The 15,240-nt window shown below is 54.4% G+C and carries 14 protein-coding genes; 4 read left to right on the top strand and 10 right to left on the bottom strand.

All coding sequences use genetic code 11. From position 1 onward, the window contains the following. Nucleotide 1: 1 nt before the first annotated feature. Nucleotides 2–538 carry an adenine phosphoribosyltransferase gene (locus ACFE33_RS03855; RefSeq protein WP_380057147.1) on the top strand — a complete coding sequence of 179 codons (537 nt, stop codon included), beginning with the start codon at nucleotides 2–4 and terminating at the stop codon, nucleotides 536–538. A gap of 3 nt (nucleotides 539–541) precedes the next feature. On the opposite strand, the gene ACFE33_RS03850 is transcribed toward ACFE33_RS03855, so the two are convergent. From ACFE33_RS03850 to coxB, 10 genes are all read right to left on the bottom strand, one after another. Further along, the gene (locus ACFE33_RS03850; RefSeq protein ID WP_380057144.1) at nucleotides 542–1,951 is read right to left on the bottom strand and encodes an FAD-binding oxidoreductase; all 1,410 of its coding nucleotides are present in this window, start codon (nucleotides 1,949–1,951) and stop codon (nucleotides 542–544) included. A gap of 8 nt (nucleotides 1,952–1,959) precedes the next feature. Beyond that, complete coding sequence (locus tag ACFE33_RS03845; RefSeq protein ID WP_380057142.1) at nucleotides 1,960–2,544, bottom strand: GNAT family N-acetyltransferase; 585 nt, start codon at nucleotides 2,542–2,544, stop codon at nucleotides 1,960–1,962. Next, entirely contained in the window at nucleotides 2,544–3,806 is a 1,263-nt protein-coding gene (locus ACFE33_RS03840) for a M16 family metallopeptidase (RefSeq protein WP_380057139.1), read from the bottom strand. The genes ACFE33_RS03845 and ACFE33_RS03840 overlap by 1 nt, the downstream gene beginning before the upstream one ends. Continuing rightward, the gene (thrC, locus tag ACFE33_RS03835; RefSeq protein WP_380057137.1) at nucleotides 3,803–5,188 is read right to left on the bottom strand and encodes a threonine synthase; all 1,386 of its coding nucleotides are present in this window, start codon (nucleotides 5,186–5,188) and stop codon (nucleotides 3,803–3,805) included. The genes ACFE33_RS03840 and thrC overlap by 4 nt, the downstream gene beginning before the upstream one ends. Nucleotides 5,189–5,201: 13 nt before the next feature. Beyond that, complete coding sequence (locus ACFE33_RS03830) at nucleotides 5,202–5,879, bottom strand: SURF1 family protein (RefSeq protein WP_380058649.1); 678 nt, start codon at nucleotides 5,877–5,879, stop codon at nucleotides 5,202–5,204. An 83-nt stretch (nucleotides 5,880–5,962) separates the two neighbouring features. Then, nucleotides 5,963–6,763: a cytochrome c oxidase subunit 3 gene (locus ACFE33_RS03825; RefSeq protein ID WP_380057135.1), complete on the bottom strand. Its 801-nt coding sequence runs from the start codon at nucleotides 6,761–6,763 to the stop codon at nucleotides 5,963–5,965. A 20-nt stretch (nucleotides 6,764–6,783) separates the two neighbouring features. Further along, entirely contained in the window at nucleotides 6,784–7,359 is a 576-nt protein-coding gene (locus ACFE33_RS03820) for a cytochrome c oxidase assembly protein (RefSeq protein ID WP_380057132.1), read from the bottom strand. Further along, complete coding sequence (locus tag ACFE33_RS03815; protein ID WP_380057130.1) at nucleotides 7,359–7,553, bottom strand: hypothetical protein; 195 nt, start codon at nucleotides 7,551–7,553, stop codon at nucleotides 7,359–7,361. Before ACFE33_RS03815 ends, ACFE33_RS03820 begins: the two co-directional genes overlap by 1 nt. Beyond that, nucleotides 7,553–8,497: a heme o synthase gene (cyoE, locus tag ACFE33_RS03810; RefSeq protein ID WP_380057127.1), complete on the bottom strand. Its 945-nt coding sequence runs from the start codon at nucleotides 8,495–8,497 to the stop codon at nucleotides 7,553–7,555. The genes ACFE33_RS03815 and cyoE overlap by 1 nt, the downstream gene beginning before the upstream one ends. A gap of 79 nt (nucleotides 8,498–8,576) precedes the next feature. Continuing rightward, complete coding sequence (coxB, locus tag ACFE33_RS03805; protein ID WP_380057124.1) at nucleotides 8,577–9,497, bottom strand: cytochrome c oxidase subunit II; 921 nt, start codon at nucleotides 9,495–9,497, stop codon at nucleotides 8,577–8,579. Nucleotides 9,498–9,677: 180 nt separating this feature from the next. Between coxB and tldD the strand changes: the two genes are divergently transcribed. The 3 genes from tldD to topA all read left to right on the top strand — a co-directional run bounded on the left by tldD (nucleotide 9,678) and on the right by topA (nucleotide 15,176). Beyond that, nucleotides 9,678–11,099, top strand: a complete 1,422-nt coding sequence (gene tldD / locus ACFE33_RS03800; RefSeq protein ID WP_380057121.1) for a metalloprotease TldD — start codon at nucleotides 9,678–9,680, stop codon at nucleotides 11,097–11,099. Between the two features lie 182 nt (nucleotides 11,100–11,281). Then, on the top strand, nucleotides 11,282–12,412 hold the full coding sequence (gene dprA, locus ACFE33_RS03795) for a DNA-processing protein DprA (protein ID WP_380057118.1): 1,131 nt from the start codon (nucleotides 11,282–11,284) through the stop codon (nucleotides 12,410–12,412). An 85-nt stretch (nucleotides 12,413–12,497) separates the two neighbouring features. Continuing rightward, nucleotides 12,498–15,176 carry a type I DNA topoisomerase gene (gene topA, locus ACFE33_RS03790; RefSeq protein ID WP_380057115.1) on the top strand — a complete coding sequence of 893 codons (2,679 nt, stop codon included), beginning with the start codon at nucleotides 12,498–12,500 and terminating at the stop codon, nucleotides 15,174–15,176. Nucleotides 15,177–15,240 lie beyond the last annotated feature (64 nt).

Below are 15,240 nucleotides of genomic sequence, written 5' to 3'. Positions count from 1 at the left end.
TATGTCTAAGAAAACCGTACAGGACTATATTCGCACCATCGTCGATTTCCCGCATGAAGGGATATTGTTTCGCGATGTGACAACGCTCTTTGCGGACCCACGCGGGTTTCGGATGGCCGTTGATCAGATGCTGCACCCCTACGCTGGCATGGAGATTGACAAGGTTGTTGGCCTTGAGGCCCGCGGCTTTATTCTCGGCGGCGCGATTGCGCATCAACTTTCGGTGGGGTTCGTTCCAATCCGCAAAAAGGGCAAATTGCCGGGAACGACGATTAGCCAAGAATATGCTCTGGAATATGGCGAAGCGATCGTGGAAATTCACGATGATGCCATTCAAGCAGGTGAGAAAGTCCTCGTGGTGGATGACCTTTTGGCAACTGGCGGCACCGCAGAAGCAGGCATCAAACTCATCGAGCGCCTTGGGGGTGACGTCGTAAGCTGTGCCTTTGTGATCGACCTGCCGGAACTTGGTGGCCGCAAGAAGCTTGAGGCCATGGGTATGGATGTGACCACGCTCTGCGAGTTCGAAGGGCTCTGATCGCTAAGCGAGGACTGCGCCTGGGTTCATAATGCAGTTTGGGTCCAGCGCATCCTTGATCGCACGCATTGCCGCTAGTTTCCCCGCGTCGCCATAGTGCGCCAGATCAGCCGCCTTCAAGCGGCCGATGCCATGTTCCGCACTAATAGAGCCGCCCATCTCTGTTACGAGATCATGAACGCACTTCTGAATCGCTGAGCGCTTATCGTCATAGGCATCCCGCGATTTACCTTTGGCTGAGAAAGCGTTGAAGTGCAGGTTTCCGTCGCCAAGGTGGCCAAAACAGTTAATACGCATATCACCAATTGCGGCCAATCGTTTGCGGCCCTCAGTGATGAAATCGGCAATGCTTCCAAGCGGAAGCGAAACATCATGCGACACAATCGAACCGATCGCCTTATTCGCCTCCGGAATGCGTTCACGGACTGCCCAGAGCTGTTCTCGCTGCGCGTTAGAGTGGGCGATCAACCCATCCATGACCAATCCAGCGGCGAGCCCCTCTTCGAATAAAGTTTCAAGCAAAGCATCGGGTGTACGCCCTGCTGACGTCCCCAAATCAACAAGCACCATCCACTTAGGTGCATCGTCGAACGGCAGCCGCACTTCGGGTAATTTTTCGGATAAGAATTCTAATCCCGTTCGGTGGATTAACTCAAACGCCGACACCTCGCCCGCTGCGATTGATTGGGCGAGGTTAAGAAGCTTTAAAGCCGCGGTCGGGTCTGGCACCACCATCACCGCGGCTCCACGTTCCGCGGGGCGCGGGAAGAGCTTCAACGTCGCGGCGGTGATCACGCCTAACGCCCCCTCAGATCCGATCATAAGATTGCGCAGATCAAACCCCGTGTTGTCTTTACGCAGGCGCGTCAGACCGTTCCAGATTTGTCCTGAGGGCAACACGACCTCAAGCCCCAAGCACAGATCGCGCGTATTTCCATACCGAAGAACATTGAGGCCACCCGCATTGGTCGCCAGATTGCCACCGATACGGCATGATCCCTCAGAAGCGAGTGAAAGCGGGAATAGGCGATCAACCTCCTCTGCCGCCGCCTGAACATTTGCAAGGATCGCTCCCGCTTCGGCAATTAGGACGTTCTCGTAGGGATAAACCTCGCGGATAGCATTCATCCGCTCAAGCGACAGAATAAGTGGCGGCGGGGTATCAATCGCGACCTGCCCACCGACGAGGCCCGTACCGCCACCAAACGGCACCACGCCAATTCGTGCGTCGTTGCACGCGGCAACGATACTTGAAACGTCCTCTACGGTCCGTGGAAGCGCTACGTGCGTTCCCTGCCCGTGATAGCGACCACGCGGTTCTTCCAAATAGGCTGGAGAAGCTGTACGGATGGTGTCGCTCGGCAGCATTTCAGCCAAATGCGTAACGAAATCAGACGTGAGCGGATTAAGCATTTTGCCCCCTAACGAACTCCGGTTTTACCGCGACGATCGCCACGCAGGTTGGCATAAAGCACGTGATTACGCCAGCGCCCCGCAATTTGCAGGTAGCTCTGCGCCACACCCTCGTATTTGAAACCCGAGCGTTCCAGAACCCCGCGCGAAGCTCTATTTTCGGGCAAACACGCAGCTTCCAGTCGCGACAAGTCAAGAACGGTGAACGCGTAATGCGTCAGCGCCTCAATACCCTCGCGCATATACCCCTGACGCGCGTATTTCGCGCCGATCCAATAGCCGAGCGTGCCCGCCTGTGATGGTCCACGACGAATATTGTCCAACGTCACCGCGCCTAACACATCTCCAGTCTGGCGAAGCGTTAGAAACAGCGGCAAAGCAGTACCGGAAATCACCGATCTCTGGGCCCAATACACTCGATTTGTGAACGCCTTTCGAGTCAGATGATCTGCGGACCATGCTGGCTCCCACGGCGCCAGATGCTCTTGGCTCGCATGGCGTAATGCTGCCCAACTTCGATAGTCTGAATGCTGCGGCAAGCGCAGCGTCATGCGCTCGGATTCAATGAAGACTTTCTTGCGTCGCAGCAACATCAACCAACCAATCGCTCGCGAATATCATCGACAGATACAGACATTGCTTCTGGTCCATATGTCGCAAGGGAGATACGCGGTTCTTCCGACATTTGACGCGCCATATCTGTTACGTCATGACGTGAAACGGCATCAACCTTGGCAACGGTCTCGGCCAAGTCTGGCACCCGCCCCCAAATCGACACAAGACGCGCGAGGCGCTCTGCACGGCTCGACGGGCTTTCCAGCCCCATCAGCAAACCAGCTTTCATCTGTGCGCGAGCACGATCAATCTCGATATCGCTCATATCTTCGGCAGCACGACGAATTTCGGTGGCTGTAATATCTGCCAAAGCGGCAAGTTGATTGCCCGCAGTTCCAGCATAAATCGTGGTTGTTCCACCATCCGAGAACGCACCAGCCTGCGCAAAAATCGTGTAGCAAAGCCCGCGTTTCTCACGGACTTCCTGAAACAGTCGGCTCGACATACCACCGCCAAGTGCCGAAGCAAGGATCTGACTGGTGTAGATTGCATCGTCACGGTATCCGGGGCCATCAAAGCAGAGCGCAAAATGCGCCTGCTCTAGATCCTTCTCGACACGTTTTTGGCCGCCAATGAACTCTGCGGGAACTTCAACTTCACTCACGCGATTGGTCAGATGCCCAAACAAACGTGTCGCGTCCTCGACCAGTGCGGCATGGTCAACATCACCCGCGGCCGAGAGGATCATCTGGGCGGGGCCGTAACGCTCGTGAACAAAACCTGCCAAGTCCTGCCGCGTGAAATTCTGAACCCGCTCTGCAGGGCCTAGAATTGTGCGTCCGATGGGTTGCTTGGGATAGGATGCCCCCTGAAGCCAATCGAAAATCACATCATCGGGCGTATCTAGTGCTTGGCCGATCTCCTGAAGGATTACGCCGCGCTCGATCTCGATTTCCTCGGGATCAAAGGTCGGGTTTAGCAGGATGTCGGAAATCACATCGAGCCCAAGCCCAACATCCTCGCCGAGCACGCGCACATAGTATGCGGTCATTTCGCGGCTGGTGTAGGCATTGATATAACCGCCCACATCTTCGATCGCTTCGGCAATCTGAAGGCTGCTGCGGGTCGTCGTCCCCTTGAACGCCATATGTTCAAGAAAGTGAGCAATACCGTTTTGTTCAAGTCGCTCGTGACGACCGCCAGCCATGACCCAAATGCCAATACTCGCACTCTTTAGGCCCGGCATGTTTTCGGAAACGATGCGGAACCCGTTGTCTAGGGTGGTTAGCTGGCAAGTCAAAGGGCGCGCCTTTCGTGAACAAGCGCCTGAAGCGCCGAGAGATCATTCGGAACACGCGTGACGCGCTCTGGCTTGTCTGCGAGGTCCGCCATATGCGGCGGAAGATCAGGCACTATTCCGCAAGCGGCTTCAACTGCCGCAGGGAACTTAGCAGGATGCGCCGTTGAAAGTGTTATCATGGGGACTTCGCCCAAGTGCGCCTTGGCAACCTTCACCGCCACCGCAGTGTGAGGGCACAAGACCTCGCCCGTCGTTTCTGCCATCTCTTTGATGGTCGCGGCACACTCTTCTTCGGATACGCGGCCCGAAGAGAAAGTCTCGCGAAGCGCCTCAAGGGGGCCTTGGGAAATCTTAAAGCTTCCGGATTTCAACTCTTCCATAAGCTGGGCGACCGCATTTCCATCACGACCATACATATCAAAGAGCGCGCGCTCAAAATTACTTGAGACTTGAATGTCCATGCTGGGGCTGCTCGATGGAACGGTCTCGGCCTTGGTGTAGGCACCCGTTTCCATCGTGCGGTGAAGGATATCGTTCTGATTGGTCGCGATCACCAACTCACGAATAGGAAGGCCCATTTTCTTGGCGATGTAGCCCGCGAAAATATCCCCGAAATTTCCTGTCGGGACGGTGAATGAAACCTCGCGATGTGGTGCACCAAGCGCGACAGCCGAGGAAAAATAGTAAACAACCTGCGCCAAGACACGTGCCCAGTTGATTGAATTCACGCCAGCAAGCTTCACACCTTCGCGGAATTCAAAATCGTTGAACATATCCTTGAGACGCGCTTGGCAGTCGTCAAAATCACCGTCCACGGCCAAGGCGTGTACGTTGCTATCAGCGGGTGTCGTCATCTGGCGACGCTGAATTTCCGAAACGCGCCCATGCGGAAACAGGATAAACACATCGACATTCGATAAGCCACGAAACGCTTCGATCGCGGCAGAGCCAGTATCTCCAGACGTCGCGCCAACGATCGTGACGCGCTCGCCCGAGCGTGACAAAGACGCTTGAAACAACTGACCAATGAGCTGCATCGCGAAGTCTTTGAACGCCAATGTCGGGCCATGGAAAAGCTCTAGCAGGAAGTGGTTCTGTGCCAGTTGCACCATAGGTGCGCGGGCTTCGTGACGAAAGCCTGCGTAGGCGCGCGCAATGATGTCTTTGAATTCTTGATCGCTAAATGTGTCGCCAATAAATGGGCGCATCACGATGAATGCGATCTCTTCGTAGGATTTGCCAGCCAATGCGGCGATGTCATCCGGCGACATGGTAGGAATTTCTGCTGGTACATAGAGCCCGCCGTCGCGCGCAAGACCAGTCATCATGGCATCTTCAAAATTCAATTCGGGCGCTTGGCCCCTTGTAGAAACATAGTGCATTTTACTCTCGCCTTTAGACGCTTCTATGCCTGATACGCCACAGAAAGAACGCTGTCATCCCTAACCATACAATTGCCAACCCAAACCAAGTCACAACATACTCCAGATGCTTGTTGGGAATACCAGAAGAATCGACAGGAAATGGTGTAGTTACAAGGTTTTCCTCTGTGGTTTCGCGCTGCACCATGAGGATCGGCTCAGTATTGAGTGCCTCCGCCAATGCAGGGATATCCCGTGCAAACCATACTCCCGCCTCGGTGTCTGGCGATGGGGTGGAGCTGTTCAACTCATCCGGCCACAATAGATTGCCGGTTATGGTTGCTTCGACCTTGGGGCGTGGGGCGTCTTTGGCAGGGATTGCAACGAATCCACGATCCAAGAGGATGCGCCGACCATCCGTCATTTCAAACGGCGCGATCACCCGATAGCCGGGGCCGACTTTTTGAACACTCGCAAGTATCGTAATTTCTTCGGGGCCAATGGAACCAGTGGCACGGACGGGAAGAAACTGATCCTCGTCTTGTGAAACACTTAATGGAATGGGTACGGGTTCCGCGAGTATCTTGGCATCAATTGCGGCGAGGACCTCGGTTTTCCAAGCCATGCGCTTGAGTTGCCATGTTCCCAACGAACAAAGGATCGCAGTACCAAGCAATCCAAATATCAACGGTAGGAGCATGTTGCGCCGCATAACAAGCAGCCTCACTTCTTGAACTGTAAAGGCGCGGACCATGCCCGCGCCTCTAATTTTTTATTCATCCGTACTTCGGACGCTTAGCCACCCCAAACGTAAACAGCCGCAAAGAGGAAAAGCCAAACAACGTCAACAAAGTGCCAGTACCAAGCGGCAGCCTCAAAGCCTACGTGGCTTTCAGGTGTGAAGGCACCGTTCATTGCGCGGATAAGGCAAACAGCGAGGAAGATCGTACCGATGACCACGTGGAAACCGTGGAAACCAGTCGCCATGAAGAAGTTCGCGCCGTAGATGTTGCCAGAGAAACCGAACGTAGCGTGGCTGTATTCGTAAATCTGGAAGACAGTAAAGATCGCACCAAGGGCAATCGCAATCGCAAGGCCAGTAACAAGGTCTTTGCGGTTGTTTTCATGCGCAATTGCGTGGTGCGCCCATGTTGCAGCGGCACCGGAACACAGCAGGATCAGCGTGTTGATGAGCGGCAGGTGCCAAGGATCGAAAGTCTCGATACCAACGGGCGGCCAAACGCCGTCAACAGCAGGAGATTCAGGCCCCATCGGGTACATTGCGTGCTTGAAGAAGCTCCAGAACCAAGCGGCAAAGAACATTACCTCGGACATGATGAACATAATCACGCCATAGCGCAGACCGATTTTTACGACCGGTGTGTGGTCGCCTTGGTTTGCTTCGACGATCACTTCTGCCCACCATGCGTACATCACATAGAGAACGGCGACGAGGCCGATAAAGAACATAAATGCTGTAATGCCGTGCATCCAAAGAACGGCGCCAAAGAGCATAACAAATCCCGCTATCGCGCCAAGGAATGGCAGGATCGAGGGGCTGAGAATGTGATAGTCGTGGTTTTTAGCGTGTGCCATAGGGATCCCCTGTTTGGGACTTAGTTAACATTCGCCTCGGATGTAGCAGATAGGCTTGCTACATCTTCAGGCAGTTCGGTTTCGTAGAACGTATAGGACAGGGTAATGTGATGCACGTATTTTGCATCCCTATCCGTTACGATTTCTGGATCAACATAGAAGCTCACGGGCATCATGACGGATTCGCCCGGCTGCAGTACCTGTTCGGTAAAGCAGAAGCAGTCGATTTTTGTAAAGAAGCCACCCGCTTCGTATGGGGCAACGTTATAAGCTGCTGTCCCCGCGATTGGGCGATCTGTTGGATTTGTTGCTTCGTAGAAAGCTAGGCCTGTTTCGCCGATCCGGATGTCCATCTGACGTACAACAGGTTTGAATTCCCAATCCAGATCAGGCGAAACCGTGCCGTCGAAACGGATCGTGATCATCTGATCTAGAATCTCATCTGCGCCGCCTTCCGCAACTGCCGTTGTCCCGCCAAATCCGGTGACGCGGCAGAACCAGCTATAGAATGGCACAGACGCCCAAGCCAACGCCCCCATCAGAACAACAACACCAACAGCGTACATTGCGGTTCTTTGCGTATTTTGCATTGCCATTAGTTACTGTCTCCGGCCTGAGGTTCCAATGTACGGCTGGGCGTATGGTCATAAGCTTCGATGGGCTCGCCACGTTGTACTTTGGCCAAAGTCAGAGCAAATACAATCGCAACAAAGCCAAGCAGCACGAGCCCAAGCCCGACATTCCGCCCCAGCCGGCGCTTGTGCAATTCATGTTCTACACGAGGAGCCATTAGAGTATCGCTCCCCATGATAGATCGACTGCGGCTTGGATAAGCAGTGCAGTGAAATGCAGGAACAGATAGTAGAGTGACAACTTGAAGAACTTGCGCTCGCGCAGATATTTATCTGCTTCGGCGGTTGTTTCATCGCGCTTCCAAAGGTCAATCGCGCCTTTGATAAAGAGTGCGTTCAGAATAAGTGACACCGCGAAATAGATCGGCCCGCCAATTGTCGTAAAGCTCGCGCTCAACGCAACCGGAGCAAGCAAGAGTGTGTAGACCAAGATATGTTTGCGGGTGGACTTGCGGCCATGCGTGACGGTTAGCATGGGCACTTTGGCCTTGCTGTAGTCATCATTCATAAAGAGCGCCAGCGCCCAAAAGTGCGGCGGTGTCCACATAAATACGATCGCAAACATAAGGATCGACTCAATCGAAATGCCGCCCGTCGCAACCGCCCATCCAATCATCGGAGGGAACGCGCCAGCCGCACCACCAATCACGATGTTCTGTGGGGTCCAGCGCTTAAGCCACATGGTATAGATCACCACGTAGAAAAAGATCGTAAACGCAAGAATTGCCGCAGCCACAAAATTCGCCGCCAGCCCGAGCATGACAACAGAAATGCCCGAGAGCGCCATGCCAAAGCCTAGCGCCTCACCCTCTGCAATTTTACCTGCTGGAATAGGGCGCGACTGTGTGCGCTTCATCAAGCGGTCGATGTCGGCATCCCACCACATATTCAATGCGCCAGAAGCACCACCACCCAGCGCGATGAAAAGGATAGATGTGAAAACGATAAACGGATGCACTGGCGTAGGCGCAACGAGAACGCCAACCAACGCCGTAAACACCACAAGCGACATCACGCGCGGCTTCAGCAGCGCAACAAAGTCGCGAAAGCCTGCGTCGCCTTCATTGGCGTTCAATTGAGTTTGTATACTCGCGTCGCTCATTAGAGGTCCCTTTGGGCCTTATAATTAGTCAAGATAGCGGCGCCCCGTAAGGCACCGCTCGTTCAGATTGGATCAGCGTTTAGTCGTTCGACGCAACAGTAAGCGGCAGCGGTGTCCCTGCGTACTCGTCGACTGCGCCTTTTAGCCACTCTTCGTAGGCTTCTTCGCTCACGACCTTAACTGTGATGGGCATATAGGAGTGGTCTTTGCCGCAAAGCTCTGAACACTGACCAAAGTATACGCCTTCTTTCTCGGCCTTAAACCAGAGTTCAGCCAAACGGCCAGGAACAGCGTCCTGCTTCACACCAAACGCAGGCATAGCCCAGCTATGGATAACGTCCGCACCAGTTGTCTGAACAACGATTGTTTTGTTCACAGGAATAACAACAGCAGTTGTCGTCGCCAGAAGGAAATCTTCAGGAGAATAGCCGTTACGCTCAAGCATCGCGTCCATTGCCGCATCGCGAACATATGGTGTTACGTCGCCGTCTTCGTCGCCGAGGGAGGCTGGCTGACCGATCATATAGCTGTCGAACTCAAATCCGTGGTCCACATACTCATATGTCCAGAACCATTTGCTGCCTGTGGCCTTGATGGTCACATCCGCAGTCGGGATGGTTTGCTGTTTAAACAGAACAGGAAGCGAGAACGCACCGATAAAGATCAGAATCACGATCGGGATCAATGTCCATGCCACCTCAAGAGGCGAGTTGTGCGTGAACGTTGCGGGCTTCGGGTTACGTTTTGCAGAATAGCGGAACATGATCCAAAGGATCAAAGCAGTCACAAAAATAACAATCGCGGTGATGATCCAAAGAATCATTCCGTCGAGCCATTGAAGCTCACGCGCAAGCTCAGTCGCCGCAGGCTGAAAGCCGATCCCTTTCTCGAGAGGCTTACCTATAACTTCGAGATCACCCAACGCATCTTGAGCTTTGGCAGCACTTGCAACCGCAAGAGCCGAAGCTGAGAGGGCTGAAAATTTGGTCAAAAATCGCATAGTTATTTCCTGTTCGCTTGGGCCTGTGGCCCCCGGCTATCGCTTTCATCCTGCCCTTTGGCTGGAATCCCATTGTCTTTGTTGCGCCAAAAACCATATTAGACGCAGTAGAACAAGCAAATTTAAATGCGGCATACAGCCGCTTCGCCTGTTTAATGGCGAAAAAACCGGAGAACCCCCATGTCCGACGCCCGTTTTCGCCCGTTTGATACTACATTGGATCAAGATGAGGCGTTGAAAATTTTGCAAAGCGCGACAGAAGGTGCAGATGATGGCGAACTGTTTCTTGAACGCCGCAGCTCCGAAGCACTCGTGTTTGACGATGGGCGAGTAAAAACCGCGAGCTATGACGCGAGTGAGGGGTTTGGCCTCCGCGCAGTACGCGGAGAAACTTCTGGCTTTGCCCATTCTACCGAAGTTTCGATCAAAGCAATGCTGCGCGCGGCCGAAACGGCGCGCCTTGCGGTTGGAAATGGCGGCGGCACCCTCGCAGAAGCGCCCGTTCAGACGAATCAACGGCTCTATTCCGATGTGAACCCGATTGCGCAGGCCACCTTCCCCGTGAAGATTGATCTCCTCAAAGAGATCGACGCTTTCACACGCGCCCTCGACAAACGGATCGTCCAAGTATCGGCAACGTTGGCGGCCTCTATGCAGGAAGTGGAAATCCTTCGCCCCGACGGTTTGCTCGTCCGCGACGCCCGCCCAATGAGCCGCCTGAATATTTCGGTCATTGTCGAGGAAAATGGCCGCCGCGAATCCGGTGGCATGGGCGGCGGCGGACGCGCCGCGCTGACAGGCCTGCTTGAGCCCGAGCACTGGCAGTCTGTGGCAAGAGAGGCCCTGCGAATTGCGTTGGTGAATTTACGCGCGGTCCCTGCCCCTGCGGGCATCATGGACGTAGCACTTGGCGCGGGCTGGCCCGGAATTCTACTTCACGAAGCTGTCGGACACGGGCTTGAGGGGGATTTCAACCGCAAAGGCACCTCCGCATTCAGCGGCCTCGTCGGTCAACAAGTAGCCGCCAAAGGCGTAACAGTGATGGATGACGGCACTATTCCAGATCGTCGCGGCTCTATCAGCTTTGATGACGAAGGCACGCCAAGCGGCAAGAATACATTGATCGAGGACGGAATTCTCGTTGGCTATATGCAGGACCGTCAAAACGCACGACTTATGGGAGTGGCCCCCACGGGGAATGGACGGCGGGAAAGCTATGCCCACACTCCCATGCCGCGCATGACAAATACATATATGACCAATGGCGATGCAGACCCCAAGGACATCGTCGCGGACGTAAAAGACGGAATCTACGCCGTTGGGTTCGGCGGCGGTCAGGTTGATATCACTTCTGGTAAGTTCGTGTTCTCATGCACCGAGGCTTACCGCGTCAAGAACGGTGTGGTTGGCGAGCCGGTCAAAGGCGCCACTCTCATAGGCGATGGCCCTCAAGCGATGAAGCAAATCCGCGCAATCGGGAATGATATGGCCCTTGATCCAGGAATTGGGAATTGCGGCAAGGCTGGACAATGGGTGCCCGTTGGTGTCGGCCAGCCAACCCTCTTGATTGGCGGCCTAACTGTAGGCGGAAGCGCCGCTTAGCCGGCCTATCGATTCGGAAAATATATTGTGCGGAGCTACTTTCTTAGTTCTCCGCCTTTTTCTACCCGAACATAACCCATTGCTATTTATAGATATTCCGCGAAAAATCTAATTCCATATTGCGTAAACCACTTGTTAACCATCTAGCCCGTAACTTGCAGATGTTAGCTGACGGAGCCGCAATGCACGAAGATATCGTTTCTTCAACCACACCCCTCACCCCACCCACCACTGAGGAAACGCGTGGACTGTGGCTCCGTCTCATTCGCTCACGGCGCGTTGGGGTTTCGACCTTCTTTCGCTTGATGCGAGAATACGGAACTGCCGCCGAAGCGCTTGACGCCTTACCCAAGATCGCACGTACAGCAGGTGTGACTGACTATAAAACCTGCCCAGAATCCATAGTCCAAGACGAACTAGAAGCAGCATATAAAGTCGGCGCACAAATGATCTGCTATGGCGATCCGCAATATCCGAAATCTCTTATGGAGATAGAGGATGCGCCTCCTCTGTTCTGGGCTATCGGCGATACTGATCTAATGTCGCGCCCGATGGTCAGCATGGTCGGCGCACGCAACGCAAGCTCGCTCGGCGAGCGGATGGCGCGCAAACTTGCTTCTGGCTTATCGGAACACGGTATCGTCGTTGTATCTGGGCTGGCTCGCGGGATTGACGCAGTTTGTCATCAAGCCGCTCTTGAGGGGGGAACGATCGCGGTGCAAGCAGGTGGTGTCGACAAAATCTATCCCCGCGAGAACACCGATTTGTTTTGGGATTTAGGGGCGCGCGGCCTTCGCATTTCCGAAGATCCGATCGGCCTCACCCCTCAAGCCAGACACTTTCCCAAGCGCAATCGAATTATCGCGGGCCTTTCACGTGGCCTTGTCGTAATAGAGGCCGCCGCTCGCTCTGGAACACTCATCACAGCACGCAACGCACTGGACCAAGGCCGCGAGATTATGGCGATACCCGGTCATCCGCTCGACCCGCGCTCAGCGGGGAGTAATATGCTCTTGCGCGACGGCGCAACGCTTGTGCGCAATCTTGATGACATTCTTGAACAGCTTTCGGGCATAGCGGGTAATATAGAAGAAGCAACAGCGCCCGAACTAGAAACCAAAGAAGTCACCTGTGATACAACGGACCTGCATCGTCGCATCCTGGATCGCCTTGGCCCAACTCCGCTCTCCGAGGACCAACTTATCCGTGATCTTAAGCTCTCTGCTAATCAAGTGAGCTCGGAGCTTGTAAATCTGGAGATCAACGGCCAAATTGAACGTGCGAGCGGTGGACTTCTAACGCGCGTTCATTAATTGATTTACGCTTCCCATTGACAATCATATCAATCCGCTCCCATTTTGCGCCGCCATAAGCTCCATGTGAGTCGAGAGGAATTTTATGCCCGTTGTAGTCGTCGAATCGCCGGCCAAAGCCAAGACAATCAATAGTTATTTGGGAAAGGACTACACCGTTCTCGCTAGCTATGGACACGTGCGCGACCTGCCCGCGAAGAACGGATCGGTCGATCCCGACGCCGACTTCGACATGAAATGGGAGGTCGGATATGACAGCCGCAAGCACGTCAAAGCCATCGCCGATGCCCTCGCCGAAGACAACGAACTGATCCTCGCAACCGACCCCGACCGAGAGGGAGAGGCGATTTCCTGGCACCTGCAAGAGGCCCTGACCAAGCGCAAGGTCATCAAGAAATCCACCCCCGTCAGCCGTGTCGTGTTTAACGCGATCACCAAGGCTGCGGTCACCGAAGCGATGAAAAACCCCCGCGAAGTGGACACGCCATTGGTCGAGGCGTACTTGGCCCGTCGCGCATTGGATTACCTTGTTGGGTTTAACCTTTCGCCCGTACTGTGGCGCAAACTACCAGGCGCGAAGTCAGCGGGCCGTGTTCAATCGGTTTGCCTGCGTCTGATCGTTGAGCGGGAACAGGAAATCGACGCATTTGATGCACGCGAATATTGGAGCGTGAAGGCCGTTCTCGGCACACCACGCGGCAAAGAATTCGAAGCTCGCCTGACGATTCTTGGCGGCAAGAAACTCGACAAATTCGACCTCGCGAACGCAACAGACGCAGAACTCGCTGTTCAAGCAGTTTCTAGTCGTCCGCTGACCATAAAGCGCGTAGAGGCAAAACCCGCCAACCGCAGCCCTTCTGCGCCGTTCATGACCTCGACGCTCCAACAAGAAGCGAGCCGCAAATTCGGGTTCGGCGCGCGTCAAACAATGAGTACCGCGCAGCGTCTATATGAGGCCGGCTATATCACCTATATGCGTACGGACGGCATCGACATGGCGCCCGAAGCGGTGACCGCGGCGCGCGAAGCAATTCAAGAGCGTTATGGCAAGAGCTATACTCCTGAAAAGCCCAACGTTTACAAGAACAAGGCAAAGAATGCGCAAGAGGCGCACGAGTGTATCCGCCCAACGGATATGACGCTCGACGCGAGCCAACTTTCTAAGCTAGAGGCCGACCAACGCAAACTTTACGATCTTATCTGGAAGCGCACGCTTGCAAGCCAAATGTCTAACGCACGGTTGGAGCGCACCACAGTCGATATCGGATCCGAAGACGAGCAAGTTATGCTGCGCGCGACAGGTCAGGTTGTGGCGTTTGACGGCTTTATGAAAGTCTATACCGAAGGTCGTGATGACTCTGAGGATGAAGACGACAAACGCTTGCCACAAATTTCAGAAGGGGACGCCGCACCTTTGATCAAAGGTGCGCTGCAGGCCGACTTCGCCAAAGGTGAAAAATCAGACAGTGTCGTCGAGGCAGCAGGCGCCGGAATGCAACGCAATAGCGGTGCAGTCATGACAGAGGATGCTACTGTCCTTGGGCAACAGCACTTTACCCAACCGCCCCCACGCTTCACCGAAGCGACGCTTGTAAAACGTATGGAAGAATTGGGCATTGGTCGCCCGTCCACCTACGCGAGTGTTGTGACCACGATCCAAGATCGCGAATACGTTCGCAAAGAGAAAAACCGCCTTATTCCAGAAGATAAGGGTAAGATCGTTACTGTTTTCCTAACCAACTATTTCCGCAAATACGTTGGCTATGATTTTACCGCCGACCTTGAAGCACAGCTCGACGACATCAGCGCTGGCGATCGCGATTACAAAGAAGTGCTTGCGCATTTCTGGAAAGATTTCTCGGCGGCGATTGGTGAAACTTCGGAGTTGCGTATTTCCGAAGTGCTTGATCACTTGGACGAGGTACTTGCTCCTACACTTTACCCACCGCGCGAAGATGGCTCTGACCCGAGGGTTTGCCCTCTTTGTGGCGAGGGTCAGCTTCATTTGAAAACATCCAAGACGGGTGGCTTCGTGGGCTGCGGAAATTACCCGGAATGCCGCTACACACGTCCGATTGGCGGCGATAGCGATGCAACTGGAGATCGCGTTTTGGGCGAAGATGCCGGAGATGAAATCAGCCTTCGCTCTGGTCGCTTTGGCCCTTACGTTCAACGCGGCGAAGCAACTGAAGAGAACAAGAGGCCACCGCGCGCGAGTTTGCCACGCGGCTGGGCGCCAGACACGATTGACCTTGATAAAGCCTTGATGCTTTTGAGCCTTCCGCGCGAGATCGGCCCCCACCCCGAAGATGGTGAAATGGTTGAGTCCAGCATTGGGCGCTATGGCCCCTATGTTAAGCACGGCCGAGTATATGCCAACATTGCAGATGTGGACGAAGTGTTTACAATTGGCATGAACCGTGCGGTTGAGGTCTTGGCGCAAAAAGCAGCGAAGACTGGGCGTGGCGCAGCGGCCAAACCATTGAAAGAACTCGGCGAACATCCGGATGAGGGCGGCCCAGTCAACGTACTGGACGGGCGTTACGGACCCTATGTGAAGTGGGGCAAGGTCAACGCGACGATCCCCAAGGAAGTCTCGCCCGATGACGTGACAATGGAACAGGCTGTCGCATGGATTGCTGAGAAAGCTGCGAAAAAGGGTACGCGCAAGAAAGCGGCCCCCAAGAAAAAAGCCGCAGCGAAGACAACTGCAAAAAAGAAACCTGCGGCAAAGAAGAAAACCAAAACAGATACCACTGAATAGTTGGTATGAAAGAAGGCCACGCTCAATCGTATGCGTGGCCTTCGCTGCAATGCGGCAAAAGCAT

It is taken from the genome of Falsihalocynthiibacter sp. SS001, assembly GCF_042445055.1.
Classification (GTDB): domain Bacteria; phylum Pseudomonadota; class Alphaproteobacteria; order Rhodobacterales; family Rhodobacteraceae; genus Falsihalocynthiibacter.
The sequence above is the reverse complement of the archived record's forward strand: the minus strand, read 5'-3'. Positions and strand labels throughout refer to the sequence as shown.

Bases quoted from the DNA above. Each gene is read 5' to 3' on its own strand.
- ACFE33_RS03855 (WP_380057147.1), top strand. From the start codon at position 2: ATGTCTAAGAAAACCGTACAGGACTATATTCGCACCATCGTCGATTTC.
- ACFE33_RS03850 (WP_380057144.1), bottom strand. From the start codon at position 1,951: ATGCTTAATCCGCTCACGTCTGATTTCGTTACGCATTTGGCTGAAATG.
- ACFE33_RS03845 (WP_380057142.1), bottom strand. From the start codon at position 2,544: ATGTTGCTGCGACGCAAGAAAGTCTTCATTGAATCCGAGCGCATGACG.
- thrC (WP_380057137.1), bottom strand. From the start codon at position 5,188: ATGCACTATGTTTCTACAAGGGGCCAAGCGCCCGAATTGAATTTTGAA.
- ACFE33_RS03830 (WP_380058649.1), bottom strand. From the start codon at position 5,879: ATGCGGCGCAACATGCTCCTACCGTTGATATTTGGATTGCTTGGTACT.
- ACFE33_RS03825 (WP_380057135.1), bottom strand. From the start codon at position 6,763: ATGGCACACGCTAAAAACCACGACTATCACATTCTCAGCCCCTCGATC.
- ACFE33_RS03820 (WP_380057132.1), bottom strand. From the start codon at position 7,359: ATGGCAATGCAAAATACGCAAAGAACCGCAATGTACGCTGTTGGTGTT.
- ACFE33_RS03815 (WP_380057130.1), bottom strand. From the start codon at position 7,553: ATGGCTCCTCGTGTAGAACATGAATTGCACAAGCGCCGGCTGGGGCGG.
- cyoE (WP_380057127.1), bottom strand. From the start codon at position 8,497: ATGAGCGACGCGAGTATACAAACTCAATTGAACGCCAATGAAGGCGAC.
- coxB (WP_380057124.1), bottom strand. From the start codon at position 9,497: ATGCGATTTTTGACCAAATTTTCAGCCCTCTCAGCTTCGGCTCTTGCG.
- tldD (WP_380057121.1), top strand. From the start codon at position 9,678: ATGTCCGACGCCCGTTTTCGCCCGTTTGATACTACATTGGATCAAGAT.
- dprA (WP_380057118.1), top strand. From the start codon at position 11,282: ATGCACGAAGATATCGTTTCTTCAACCACACCCCTCACCCCACCCACC.
- topA (WP_380057115.1), top strand. From the start codon at position 12,498: ATGCCCGTTGTAGTCGTCGAATCGCCGGCCAAAGCCAAGACAATCAAT.